This window comes from Pseudomonas vancouverensis (genome assembly GCF_004348895.1).
GTDB classification, from domain to species: Bacteria; Pseudomonadota; Gammaproteobacteria; order Pseudomonadales; family Pseudomonadaceae; genus Aquipseudomonas; species Aquipseudomonas vancouverensis.
In genome coordinates, this window is the sequence record NZ_RRZK01000007.1 from 584,622 (window position 1) to 596,576 (window position 11,955).

At 59.3% G+C, this 11,955-nt stretch carries 12 protein-coding genes; 4 read left to right on the top strand and 8 right to left on the bottom strand.

Annotated elements, in window-relative coordinates:
- Positions 1 to 78 precede the first annotated feature (78 nt).
- Positions 79 to 1,263: a CgeB family protein gene (locus tag EIY72_RS07125; protein ID WP_093228300.1), complete on the bottom strand. Its 1,185-nt coding sequence runs from the start codon at positions 1,261 to 1,263 to the stop codon at positions 79 to 81.
- A gap of 135 nt (positions 1,264 to 1,398) precedes the next feature.
- Complete coding sequence (locus EIY72_RS07130; protein WP_093228297.1) at positions 1,399 to 2,115, bottom strand: response regulator transcription factor; 717 nt, start codon at positions 2,113 to 2,115, stop codon at positions 1,399 to 1,401.
- Positions 2,116 to 2,214: 99 nt separating this feature from the next.
- On the opposite strand from EIY72_RS07130, the gene EIY72_RS07135 reads away from it, so the two are divergent.
- Positions 2,215 to 3,750, top strand: a complete 1,536-nt coding sequence (locus EIY72_RS07135) for a sensor histidine kinase (protein WP_093230772.1) — start codon at positions 2,215 to 2,217, stop codon at positions 3,748 to 3,750.
- Between the two features lie 190 nt (positions 3,751 to 3,940).
- Here the strand turns inward: EIY72_RS07135 and EIY72_RS07140 are convergent, their stop codons facing one another.
- The 4 genes from EIY72_RS07140 to glyQ form a co-directional block, all read right to left on the bottom strand.
- The gene (locus tag EIY72_RS07140) at positions 3,941 to 4,720 is read right to left on the bottom strand and encodes a lysophospholipid acyltransferase family protein (protein ID WP_093228294.1); all 780 of its coding nucleotides are present in this window, start codon (positions 4,718 to 4,720) and stop codon (positions 3,941 to 3,943) included.
- 83 nt (positions 4,721 to 4,803) lie between these two features.
- Positions 4,804 to 5,343 (bottom strand): D-glycero-beta-D-manno-heptose 1,7-bisphosphate 7-phosphatase, encoded by a 540-nt coding sequence (gmhB, locus tag EIY72_RS07145; RefSeq protein WP_165939584.1) that lies wholly within the window; start codon positions 5,341 to 5,343, stop codon positions 4,804 to 4,806.
- A gap of 4 nt (positions 5,344 to 5,347) precedes the next feature.
- Positions 5,348 to 7,402 carry a glycine--tRNA ligase subunit beta gene (glyS, locus tag EIY72_RS07150; RefSeq protein ID WP_093228291.1) on the bottom strand — a complete coding sequence of 685 codons (2,055 nt, stop codon included), beginning with the start codon at positions 7,400 to 7,402 and terminating at the stop codon, positions 5,348 to 5,350.
- The gene (glyQ, locus tag EIY72_RS07155) at positions 7,399 to 8,352 is read right to left on the bottom strand and encodes a glycine--tRNA ligase subunit alpha (protein WP_003187265.1); all 954 of its coding nucleotides are present in this window, start codon (positions 8,350 to 8,352) and stop codon (positions 7,399 to 7,401) included. The genes glyS and glyQ overlap by 4 nt, the downstream gene beginning before the upstream one ends.
- A gap of 81 nt (positions 8,353 to 8,433) precedes the next feature.
- On the opposite strand from glyQ, the gene EIY72_RS07160 reads away from it, so the two are divergent.
- The 3 genes from EIY72_RS07160 to EIY72_RS07170 all read left to right on the top strand — a co-directional run bounded on the left by EIY72_RS07160 (position 8,434) and on the right by EIY72_RS07170 (position 10,231).
- Positions 8,434 to 8,991: a DNA-3-methyladenine glycosylase I gene (locus EIY72_RS07160; protein WP_093228288.1), complete on the top strand. Its 558-nt coding sequence runs from the start codon at positions 8,434 to 8,436 to the stop codon at positions 8,989 to 8,991.
- A 40-nt stretch (positions 8,992 to 9,031) separates the two neighbouring features.
- A complete protein-coding gene (locus EIY72_RS07165; protein ID WP_093228285.1) occupies positions 9,032 to 9,919 on the top strand; it encodes a lysophospholipid acyltransferase in 888 nt (295 codons plus the stop codon).
- Positions 9,920 to 9,991: 72 nt separating this feature from the next.
- Positions 9,992 to 10,231 carry a pilus assembly protein PilZ gene (locus EIY72_RS07170; RefSeq protein ID WP_093228283.1) on the top strand — a complete coding sequence of 80 codons (240 nt, stop codon included), beginning with the start codon at positions 9,992 to 9,994 and terminating at the stop codon, positions 10,229 to 10,231.
- On the opposite strand, the gene EIY72_RS07175 is transcribed toward EIY72_RS07170, so the two are convergent.
- Both EIY72_RS07175 and trkA read right to left on the bottom strand, forming a co-directional pair.
- Positions 10,232 to 10,549 (bottom strand): tetratricopeptide repeat protein, encoded by a 318-nt coding sequence (locus tag EIY72_RS07175; RefSeq protein WP_165939587.1) that lies wholly within the window; start codon positions 10,547 to 10,549, stop codon positions 10,232 to 10,234. It abuts the gene before it with no gap.
- A 27-nt stretch (positions 10,550 to 10,576) separates the two neighbouring features.
- A complete protein-coding gene (trkA, locus tag EIY72_RS07180; RefSeq protein ID WP_093228279.1) occupies positions 10,577 to 11,953 on the bottom strand; it encodes a Trk system potassium transporter TrkA in 1,377 nt (458 codons plus the stop codon).
- Between the last annotated feature and the right edge of the window lie 2 nt (positions 11,954 to 11,955).

An 11,955-nucleotide genomic window follows, 5' to 3' on the forward strand; every position in this document is an offset into this window, starting at 1 on the left:
AATCACCACCAAAGAAAACCCCGGCCTGTGTGCCGGGGTTTTTTTTGGGGCTTGGGAATTAAGTAACTGGACGCCGGCTCAAGAATACCAGCGGCTCAACGGCACAGGTTCTCCGCGAAGTTCACGCTGCACCGTACTGACCATATCGATCATGCGCGACAGGAAGGTATGGTTTTCTGCCAACGTCGCGTGCCCCTGCTCCGCTATGGCCTTGCGCTCCTCATCATGCTCGAGGTAGTAGGCACAGATCTCCATCAGGTCCTGAGTGTCACGGAAAATGACCAGGTCTTTTCCATCGGTAAAGAGTTTGTGCAGGTCCTGTTTGTCATTGGTGACGAGAAAGCCACCACAACTCAGCACATCAAACACGCGCATGGGCAGGCCGTTTTCGACGAACGAGCGGGTGAGGTTGAGGTTGATTCGCGAGCGCTGGAATATCTTCGGCATCTGGCTGAAGTGGTCGGCGTGCCCCGCATAACAACTGATGACGTCCTGCCAGTCGCTGTTGCCATGAACAGAGATGGATAAACGCCCTTCCAGTTGCCGGATCAAATTGATCCGCTCCTGCCAGGAATGCTCGCGTCCTAACAGGTAGGCCAGTTTTTCAGCGAGGCTGAGGTAATGATCACCGACCAATGGATAACCTGACTCGTTCTTGATGCTATCTATCAGGTCAGCATCCAGTTGCTCGGCCAAAGTCAGGAAGGCCTGGGGTTGATCGAGTGAGTCGATCAGGCTGGCGCAGCGCTCCCGGGTACTGGCTGATAGTTGGGGCAGGATTGATGTTCGGTATTCGGTTTTCGTCAGGTTGGCGACAAAGCTGATGTCGCGGCTCAGCGATGGGGCTTCGTCGTCCATCCGAATCTGCTGTATACGCTCAAGGTTGGCAGCGACGGGCAGATGATAGACCTGTCGAACCCCCCTGTTTCTCAACCGCTGTGCAATGGCGGCATCGTATATGAACGTGAAACTCTGTGAATGATTGATGGCTTTGTCGTAGATGGGATAACAGGGGGTGTCGATCACCCAGGCCAGATAGGGAATCTTCAGCAGTTCGCAGACTTCGCAAATGTATTGGTTGAAGTTGACCGTGAGCACGTAGTCCGGTCGCGTCGTCATCAATCCCATGACATTTTCTTCGGTCAGGGGCCGGTACGTCACGTTAAAGCCAAGGCTTTGCAATGCGTCTGCGCAGTCCTGAGATACGACGGGATGCTCAAAAACCGCGATGGTCGCGGCAATATGCGGAGATTCGGAAACCACGGGCAACTCCCTGTCTCTAGGAACGCTTCAAAGGTCTTGCGCGATTGTTCCTAATTCCAGGCTGAGGCGCCAGTAGCCCGAGTGGGTGTGAAAAAGGCCAACGCATCGGCGCCGGCCTTTTGTACCTTCCACGATTCACTCGCTTGCCGGGGTCACGCTCTCCAGTCGATAGCCATAGCCATAAATGGTCAGTAGCTGCCAGCCCCGGTCTGCTGTCAGCCCAAGCTTGTTGCGTAACCGGTAGATATGGGTATCCAGTGGGCGTGACGAGGACATCTCTTCGTGGGGCCAGAACCGCTCGTACAGGTAATCCCGCGACAGTGGGCGGCCGAGGTTGCTGAACAGGCAATGCGCCAACCTGTACTCACGTTCGGTCATGACGATGGGCTTGCCGTCGCGTGTCACCGTCAGCTCCGCATCGTCGAACACCAGGTCATTGAAACTCAGAACTTCGGCGGTAGCACGTTGTTGACTGTGCCGGCGCAGTACCGCGGCAACCCGGGCCTTCAGTTCATTGGGGCGAAAGGGTTTGCTGACGTAGTCGTCGGCACCGGTGTTCAGGGCCTGGACGATATCGCTTTCACCGTCGCGACTGGTGAGCATTATGGCGGCGGGTGGAGCATCCATGTGTTCGCGGGTCCAATGCAGCACCGACAAGCCGTTGATATCGGGCAGTTGCCAATCGAGGATCAACAGGTCGAAGGTTTCCCGGCGCAGTTGCCGCAGCAAGTCCTCTCCCCTTTCAAAGCTGTGCAGCGACCATGGCTGCTCGCCGGCGTCTGCCATCTGCTGCAGGGTTTGCTCGACCCGCCGCAGCTCGGCAGGCTCATCGTCCAGTATCGCAACGCGCATACGCGGTGATTCCTTGATGGCAATGGCGGTTAAGTAAGCAGCCCGGCTCCCCGGCGTCCGCTATGATTCTTGGGGTCTATGTCCTCGGACCACAGCTCGATGAATAATCCACATCGTCAGGAAAGCCGCGAGCCCAGTCAGGTTCAACGATTGTTCCGGCAATTGCTGCGTGAGTGGTTGTGGATAAGTCTAGTGCTGTTACCGCTGACTGCACTGTTGTCTTATCGCACGCAGATGAACCTGGCAGATGCCACGCCGGGACTGAGCGCGTTGCTTTCGGTTGGCCTGGTGACCGGAGTTCTCGGCCTGTTGTTATGGCGCCCGCATTGGGCGTTGTGGATCACGCTGATTGGTATGGCCTGTGCGTTACTGACCAGCGCCGGCCTTGCGGAGTTACGCAAGTGGTGGTCGCCGACGCCCGCGTTCCTGAGCATTCTGTTTGGCTACCTGATCTGGAACTGGCGCCGACTCAATGGTGTTCTGACCTACTTCGGCTGGGAGCTGGCACGGTTGGACAGCGAGCCCAAGGTCTTTCCGGAGCGACGACGTCCACGCTTCTCCGGCGGTGACCGCTTACAGGGCCAGATCATGGCGCTTGAGCAAGCCATGAGCCGCACCCGCGATACCCACCGCTTCATCGCCGATGGCCTGGAGTACTTGCCGGTGGCGACACTGATCAGTGATCCGCGTGGGCAGATCCTGCTCGGCAATCGCAAGGCCCGTGAGTTGTTTGAGGGAGATCTGGTGGGCGATGACGTGCGCCAGCAATTGGTGCAGTTGGGTTATCCACACGTCAGCCAGGATTTGGATGCACTGTTATCGACACTGCCGCTGCTGGAATTTCGCGACATCAAGGAGCGCAGCTTGCGCCTAGAGCGCGCCGAACTCCTGCCGGTTGGCGGCGAAGCCCCGGTCGGCTGGTTGTGGAGCCTGACCGATCTGAGCGTGGAGCGTGATGCCGAGGAGCAAAGAGCCCTCATGCTGCGCTTTCTGTCCCATGATCTGCGTGCGCCCCATTCGGCCATTCTCGCCCTGCTCGACGTGCACCGACACCAGGTGGGCGGTGATCCCCAGCTTTTCGATCAGATTGAACGCCAGGTCCGACGGGCGCTGGACCTGACTGATGGCTTCGTTCAACTGGCGCGGGCCGAATCCGAAAGCTATCAGCTTCAACCCAGTCTGTTTGCAATGCTGGTGCTGGATGTGTTCGATCAGGCGTTGCCCATTGCCCAGCAGAAACAGATTGAGCTGTTCCACGACGTGGACGAGCTGGCACAGGAAAGCCTGATCATGGCGGATCAGTCATTGTTGACCCGGGCGCTGTTCAACCTGTTGGAAAACGCCATCAAGTACAGCGCGAAAGGGACTTGTGTCAGTTTGCAGGTGACCCAGCACGATGATTGGTTAACCTGCGAGCTGGCCGACCAGGGTAAAGGTATTGCCGCGGAGGAACTGCCTGAGCTGTTCAGTCAGTACCGACGATTTTCTTCTGCCCAGGGCATTGATGGGGTGGGCTTGGGATTATCCATGGTGAAGGCTGTGGTCGATCGACACGGCGGGACGATTGAGTGTCTGAGCGAAGTCGGTAAAGGCACGCGATTTGTGCTGCGGTTTCCGATTTTCAAAGAGTATTGAAGCGACTGCGCAGGCGCGTTGTCCGGGTATAAAAAAACCGGCTATATCAGCCGGTTTTCTTGTGCCCGAAAAAAACTTATGCACGTTTTTATGGTTTTTATCATTCTAAGAAATATGTATAAAAATCATAAAGTTAGCGACAAATGTCGGGCGCTTTCAGAAACATTGCACACAGGTTATCCACAGAAGATCAGACAACTGCCTGATCGCTGGAAACAGGTGCTTGCGGCGTGGGTGGAAGCGAACCCATTTCTCGCTGCATTTGTTCGTTCCAGGCTTGAACGCGGTCGTTCAATTCAGCAATGGCGCGCGGGCCGTTGCCCTCGGCATACATGGGTTCGCCAATGATCACGGTGATGACCCCCTGCTTCTTGGCCCAACCGGTTTTTGGCCAGAACTTACCGGCGTTGTGCGCAACCGGTAATACAGGCAGGTCGGCATTGACCGCCAGGGCGCTGCCGCCACGGGAGAACTTGCCGATGGTGCCGAATGGAACACGGGTGCCTTCAGGGAAGATCAGTACCCAGACATTGTCCTTGAGCAGTTCATCGCCCTTCTTGGCCACATGCTTGAGGGCGGCTTTGGGGTTGTCACGGTCAATGGCGATCGGCCGCAGCATGGCCATGGCCCAGCCAAAGAACGGAACATAGAGCAATTCACGTTTGAGCACCTGGCTCAGCGGTGAGAAATAGGCGGAGAGAAAGAAGGTCTCCCAGGTGCTCTGGTGGTTCGACTGGATCACGCAGGGGCGTCCAGGCACGTTTTCAGCGCCTTTGACTTCATAGCTGATGCCCAGGAAAACCTTGCTCAACCACAGGGCACAGCGGCACCAATACACGTTGATGAAGCGATAACGTGCCTTGAAAGGCAGAAACGGCGCGATAAAAAAGCTCAGGCTGCACCAAAGCAGGGAACTGGTGCCCAGCAGCAGGTAAAAGAGGAAGGTTCTGATCGCCTGCAATATCGACATGGTGACGTTTACCGTTGCGGGCAAGGCCCGACTATATAAAGCGCACTCCCGATCAATCCTCTCTCAGGAATTTCAGAAGCACTCTAATTGTGGATAAGTTCTGCGGCAATCGCCGCCAGATCGTCAAAAATCAATGTGCCTACCGGAAGGGTCTTGCCCAAAGTCTTTTCGCCTTTCCCGGTCTTTACCAAAACTGGCTGTGAATCGACGGCTTTGGCGGCTTCCAGGTCACCAAGGCTGTCGCCGACGAACCAAAGATTGCTCAGCGACACGTTGTAATGTTCGGCGATGGTTTTCAACATTCCAGGTTTTGGCTTGCGGCAATCGCAGCCGTCATCCGGCCCGTGCGGGCAATAGACGATCAGCCCGACTTCGCCACCCTGTTCCGCCACCAGCGCGCGCAAACGCGCGTGCATGGCATCCAGAGTGGCGATGTCGTAATAGCCGCGAGCGATGCCCGACTGGTTGGTAGCGACCGCTACCGTCCAGCCGGCCTTGCTCAACTGCGCGATGGCTTCGATCGACCCGGGGAGCGGAATCCACTCCTCCACCGACTTGATGTAAGCGTCGGAGTCGTAATTGATCACCCCGTCCCGATCGAGAATCAGCAGTTTCAACAGCAATCCCTCAACCCAGCAGCGAAATGTCGGCGACGCCGAGGAACAGCCCACGCAGACGCGCCAGCAACGCATAACGGTTGGCGCGGACCTTCGCGTCCTCCGCGTTGACCATCACGGCTTCGAAGAATGCATCCACCGGTTCGCGCAGGGCGGCCAGGCGTGCCAGCGATTCGCTGTACTGACGCGAGGCGGCCATTGGCTGGACAGCCTGGTCAGCCTGCTGGATCGCCGAATACAGGGAGAACTCGTTGGCGTTGTCGAAGTACTTGGCTTCCACGACGGTCGGCACCGAGCCTTCAACCTTGCTCAGCAGGTTCGACACACGCTTGTTCACCGCCGCCAGGGCAGCTGCTTCCGGCAGTTTGCGGAAGGCTTGCACGGCTTGAACACGCTGGTCGAAGTCTAGGGCGGAACCCGGCTTCAAGGCGCGTACCGACAGATAGGTCGCCACATCGACGCCTTCGTCTTCGTAGCGAGCACGCAGACGGTCGAAGATGAACTCCAGCACCGAGTCGTTCAGGCCGGCAGCCTTGACCTTGCTGCCGAACGCATCCACGGCGAAAGCCACTGCGTCGTTCAGGTCCAGGTCCAGTTGCTTCTCGATCAGGATACGCAGCACGCCCAGTGCGGCGCGGCGCAGTGCGTACGGGTCTTTGCTGCCGGTGGGCAGCATGCCGATGCCGAAGATACCCACAAGGGTATCCAGCTTGTCGGCGATGGCCACGGCCGCACCGGTCAGTGTCGAAGGCAACTCAGCACCAGCACCCCGCGGCATGTACTGCTCGTTCAGCGCCAGGGCAACATCTTCCGGCTCGCCATCGTTGAGGGCGTAGTAGTAACCGGCGACACCTTGCATCTCCGGGAACTCGCCGACCATTTCAGTGGCCAGGTCGCATTTCGACAGCAGGCCCGCACGAGCGGCCCACGAAGCGTTGCCACCGATACGTGCAGCGATGAATGCAGCCAGGCGGGAAACACGTTCGGCCTTGTCGTAGACACTGCCGAGTTTTTCCTGGAACACCACGTTTTGCAGGCGCAGGTTGAAGTCTTCGAGCTTCTGCTTCTTGTCTTGCTTGAAGAAGAATTCGGCGTCGGTCAGGCGTGGGCGAACCACTTTCTCGTTACCGGCGATGATCTGCTGCGGGTCCTTGCTTTCGATGTTGGCCACGGTGATGAAACGTGGCAGCAACTTGCCGTCGGCATCCAGCAGGCAGAAGTACTTCTGGTTGTCCTGCATGGTGGTGATCAGGGCTTCTTGCGGCACGTCGAGGAAGCGTTCCTCGAACGAGCACACCAGCGGCACCGGCCATTCGACCAGCGCGGTCACTTCGTCGAGCAGGGCCGGCGGTACGATCGCGGTACCTTCCTGGCGGGTGGCCAGCTCTTCGGTGCGCTTGCTGATGATTTCGCGACGCTCGTCGGCGTCGGCCAGCACGTAGGCGGCACGCAGGTCGGCCAGGTAGCTCGACGGCGAACCGATGCGCACGCTTTGCGGGTGATGGAAGCGGTGACCACGGGAGTCACGGCCGGCCTTCTGGGCGAGGATGGTGCAGTCGATGACCTGGTCACCGAGCAGCATCACCAGCCACTGGGTCGGACGCACGAACTCTTCCTTGCGCGCACCCCAGCGCATGCGCTTGGGGATCGGCAGGTCGTTCAGCGAATCTTCGACGATGGTCGGCAGCAGGCTTGCGGTCGGCTTGCCGGCGATGCTCTGGCTGTAGCGCAGTTTCGGGCCGCTCTGATCGATTTCGCTCAGGTCGACGCCGCACTTCTTGGCAAAGCCCAGGGCTGCCTGGGTCGGGTTGCCGTCGGCATCGAACGCCGCCTGACGCGGCGGGCCGTCGAGGTTGATGCTGCGATCCGGCTGCTGAGTGGCCAGTGCGGTGATCAGCACGGCCAGACGGCGCGGAGCGGCATAAACGGTTTTGCTTTCGTAGTTCAGGCCGGCCGCTTGCAGGCCCTTGTCGATACCGGCGAGGAACGCCTCGGCCAGGGTGTTCAGGGCTTTGGGTGGCAGTTCTTCAGTGCCCAGTTCAACCAGAAAATCCAGAGCACTCATTGTGCAGCCTCCAGCTTGGCCAGTACTTCGTCACGCAGGTCCGGGGTCGCCATCGGGAAGCCCAGCTTGGCGCGAGCCAGCAGGTAGGCTTGCGCAACGGAACGCGCCAGGGTGCGCACACGCAGGATGTATTGCTGACGCGCGGTCACCGAGATCGCCCGGCGCGCATCCAGCAGGTTGAAGGTATGGGAGGCCTTCAACACCATTTCATAGCTCGGCAACGGCAGCGGCTGGTCGAGTTCGATCAGGCGCTTGGCTTCGCTTTCGTAGAAATCGAACAGTTCGAACAGCTTGTCGACGTTGGCGTGTTCGAAGTTGTAGGTCGACTGTTCCACTTCGTTCTGGTGGAACACGTCGCCGTAGGTCACCTTGCCGAACGGACCGTCAGCCCAGACCAGGTCGTAGACCGAGTCCACGCCTTGCAGGTACATGGCCAGACGCTCGAGGCCGTAGGTGATCTCGCCGGTCACCGGGTAGCACTCGATGCCGCCCGCTTGCTGGAAGTAGGTGAACTGGGTCACTTCCATGCCGTTCAGCCAGACTTCCCAGCCAAGACCCCAGGCGCCGAGGGTCGGCGATTCCCAGTTATCTTCGACGAAGCGGATGTCGTGGACCAGCGGGTCCAGGCCGACATGCTTGAGGGAGCCCAGGTACAGTTCCTGGAAGTTGTCCGGGTTCGGCTTCAGGACTACCTGGAACTGGTAGTAGTGCTGCAGACGGTTCGGGTTTTCGCCGTAGCGGCCGTCAGTCGGGCGGCGGCTTGGCTGCACGTAGGCGGCGTTCCAGGTTTCCGGGCCGATGGCGCGCAGGAATGTTGCAGTGTGGAAAGTGCCGGCGCCTACTTCCATATCGTAGGGCTGAAGTACCACACAACCTTGCTCGGCCCAGTATTGCTGGAGGGCGAGGATCAAGTCTTGGAAGGTACGCACGGCTGGCGTAGGCTGGCTCACGAAATTCACCTGTTTCTTGGGCTGCGATTTAAAGAGCGGGAGTATACCCGATTCATTGCTGCGCACGCCCCCTGGAGCCTTATGCCACGCTGCTTTTGGTGTTCCGAAGATCCGCTGTACATGGCTTATCACGATCAGGAGTGGGGCACGCCGCTACGCGATGCGCAGGGATTGTTCGAGTTGCTTTTGCTCGAAGGGTTCCAGGCCGGCCTCTCCTGGATCACGGTGCTGCGCAAGCGCGAGCATTATCGCCAGGTGATGTTTGGCTTTGATGTCCAGCGCGTGGCGCAGATGAGCGATGCCGAAATCGATGAATTGATGCTCGATCCGGGCATCATCCGCAATCGCCTCAAGCTCAACGCCGCCCGGCGCAATGCCCAGGCCTGGCTGGCGCTGGAGGACCCGGTGGGGTTTCTCTGGTCCTTCGTCGGTGGCAAGCCCGTGGTCAATCATTTCAAGGATCGCAGCGAAGTGCCGGCGGTCACGCCCACCGCCGTGGAAATGAGCAAGGGCCTGAAAAAGGCCGGGTTCACCTTTGTCGGCCCGACCATTTGCTACGCCCTGATGCAGGCTTCGGGCATGGTCATGGACCACACCCGTGATTGCGACCGCTACGCGCAGCTGGCGAACGGCGGTTAGAATGGCCGCCTCGCGCACAGCACAAGATCAGGAGTGACCTGTGGATAAGTTTAAAGGCGCCTTGCTGGTAGGCGCTCTGCGGCTGTTTGCCCTGCTTCCGTGGCGGGCCGTGCAAGCCGTGGGCTCGGCGATTGGCTGGGTCATGTGGAAAACCCCGAACCGTTCTCGCGACGTGGTGCGGATCAACCTGTCCAAGTGTTTTCCGGACATGGACCCTGCCGAACGTGAAAGGCTGGTGGGCCAGAGCCTGAAAGACATCGGCAAGTCCCTGACCGAAAGCGCCTGCGCCTGGATCTGGCCGGCCCAGCGCTCCATCGACCTGGTCCGGGAAGTCGAGGGTCTGGACGTATTGAAGGATGCCCTCGCCTCCGGCAAGGGTGTGGTCGGCATCACTAGCCACCTGGGTAACTGGGAAGTGCTGAACCATTTCTATTGCAGCCAATGCAAACCGATCATTTTTTACCGCCCGCCCAAACTCAAGGCAGTGGATGAATTGCTGCAAAAACAGCGGGTGCAGCTGGGCAACAAGGTGGCCGCCTCGACCAAGGAAGGCATCCTCAGCGTCATCAAGGAAGTGCGCAAAGGTGGTGCAGTGGGCATTCCCGCTGACCCGGAACCGGCCGAATCCGCCGGTATCTTTGTGCCATTCTTCGCCACCCAGGCACTGACCAGTAAATTCGTACCGAACATGCTCGCCGGCCATAAAGCGGTCGGCGTGTTCCTGCACGCCCTGCGTCTGCCGGACGGCTCGGGGTACAAAGTGATCCTCGAAGCCGCGCCCGAGGCCATGTACAGCACGGATACGGCGGAATCCTGCGCGGCCATGAGCAAAGTGGTCGAGCGTTATGTCGGCGCCTACCCGAGCCAGTACATGTGGAGCATGAAGCGTTTCAAGAAGCGCCCACCGGGCGAAGAGCGTTGGTATTGATTCAATTGGCATGATCTGTGGATAACCTTGCACGAAAGGTTATCCACAACTGTTCATTCAAGGGCGCAGAAGATGTCCGAACACCGCAAGTCATTTCGCATCAAGATCACTCACGAAAGCCTCGGCGATTGCCTGGGCCAGACGCGCAACCTGTCGACCACGGGGGTTTACGTCAAGCACCCGAAACTGGCGGGCTTGCCCAAAGGCGCGGTGGTCTACGGTCAGGTGCAGGATTTACCCACGGGTGCGCCGCGAGTGCGCATGGAAGTGGTGCTGGTGGACGCCGAGGGGATTGGCTTGCGCTATCTGTGATCAGTTCGCCTGACGATCCAGCTTCTTCAGAAACACCGTCATCTCTTTCTCCGCCTGCTTGTCACCATGGGCGCGTGCAGCTTCCAGGCCTTGTTCCCAGGCCTGCCGCGCGGCTGTGTGGTCCGCCAGCGCCAGGTGCGCCTTGCCCAGTAGTTTCCAGGCCGCCGAATACTTCGGATCGAAATCCACGCAGCGCTGGAAATGCTCAGCCGCCTTGGCGTTCTCCCCCAGATCCAGATAACCCTTGCCGAGGCCGAAGCGCAACAGGGAGTTATCCACACCCTTGGCGAGCATTTTTTCCAGGGATTCGATCATCAGTGGATTCCTTTTTGAGTGTGTTCCGGATCAGAAGAAGCTCAACCCTACATGGAACAGCTTCTCCACATCGCGAATATGCTTTTTATCCACAAGGAACAGGAGTACATGGTCGCCGGCTTCGATCACTGTATCGTCGTGGGCGATGATGACTTCTTCATCGCGAATGATCGCACCGATGGTGGTCCCGGGCGGCAGACCGATGTTCTCGATGGCCTTGCCGATCACCTTGCTCGATTTCGCATCGCCGTGGGCGATGGCCTCTATGGCTTCCGCCGCGCCCCGGCGCAGGGAGTGCACGCTGACGATGTCGCCACGGCGCACGTGGGCCAGCAAGGTGCCGATGGTCGCCAGTTGCGGGCTGATGGCGATGTCGATGTCGCCACCCTGGATCAGGTCGACGTAGGCCGGGTTGTTGATAATGGTCATGACCTTTTTTGCGCCCAGGCGCTTGGCCAGCAATGACGACATGATGTTGGCTTCGTCATCGTTGGTCAGGGCCAGGAACAGGTCGGCGTCGGCGATGTTCTCTTCCAGCAGCAGGTCACGGTCCGAGGCGCTGCCCTGCAACACAACGGTGCTGTCGAGGTGGTCCGACAGATGCCGGCAGCGCGCCGGGTTCATCTCGATGATTTTCACCTGATAACGGCTTTCGATGGCCTCGGCCAGTCGCTCGCCGATTTGCCCGCCGCCGGCGATGACGATGCGCTTGTAGCTTTCGTCGAGGCGGCGCATTTCGCTCATCACCGCGCGAATGTTCGCTTTGGCGGCGATGAAAAACACCTCGTCGTCCGCCTCGATCACCGTATCGCCGCGCGGCAGGATCGGCCGGTCACGGCGGAAAATGGCGGCGACGCGGGTTTCCACATTCGGCATGTGTTCGCGCAGTTGGCGCAATTGCTGACCTACCAGCGGCCCGCCGTAATAGGCGCGCACGGCCACCAGTTGCGCCTTGCCCTCGGCGAAATCGATGACCTGCAGGGCGCCGGGGTGTTCGATCAGGCGCTTGATGTAGTTGGTCACCACCTGCTCGGGGCTGATCAGCACGTCGACCGGAATCGCTTCGTTCTGGAACAGCTGTTCTTCGCGGGTCAGGTAGGCGGCTTCACGCACGCGGGCGATCTTGGTCGGGGTGTGGAACAGGGTGTGGGCAACCTGGCAGGCGACCATGTTGGTCTCGTCGCTGTTGGTGACCGCGACCAGCATGTCGGCATCGTCGGCGCCAGCCTGGCGCAGCACGGTCGGGAACGAGCCACGACCCTGCACGGTGCGGATGTCCAGGCGGTCGCCGAGGTCACGCAGGCGTTCGCCATCGGTGTCGACCACGGTGATGTCGTTGGCTTCGCTGGCCAGATGTTCGGCCAGCGAGCCGCCCACTTGCCCTGCTCCGAGGATGATGATTTTCATCC